Source organism: Gilvimarinus gilvus, assembly GCF_030518155.1.
GTDB lineage: Bacteria > Pseudomonadota > Gammaproteobacteria > Pseudomonadales > Cellvibrionaceae > Gilvimarinus > Gilvimarinus gilvus.
Genome location: NZ_JAULRU010000282.1, coordinates 1 through 350, shown reverse-complemented (window position 1 = coordinate 350; position 350 = coordinate 1). Strand labels below are relative to the sequence as shown.

Below are 350 nucleotides of genomic sequence, written 5' to 3'. Positions count from 1 at the left end.
AAGAACTTCAATAAGTTTATTAGATGATTTTCAAGTAGGTTACGAATTATACCATAATGCTGGCACGTGGATCACGAACAGTCATCAAATAAAGATAGACGGACGTTTCTATGCAAACCAAGGAAATACACCAAGAACCATAGAATTTGGAAGTTCTAAAATTTATTTAACAACTTCTACTCCTTATTTTCATACAAACTTTGCTGCTACAACAATTAATGCTGGGACTTCTCATATTTATTTTACAGGAAAAGTAACATCTAATACCTATGGCTTAACAGCTTATCAAGGACAGAATTTTTACAATGTTACTTTTGAAGAACAAGCAAATATAAATTTATCAGGTTCGG

Annotated in this window: 1 protein-coding gene; it reads left to right on the top strand. The window is 31.7% G+C overall.

Annotation, left to right across the window (positions count from 1 at the left end):
• A partial coding sequence (locus QWI17_RS04815; RefSeq protein WP_302721381.1) for a hypothetical protein occupies nt 1–350 on the top strand: 350 nt, incomplete at both ends.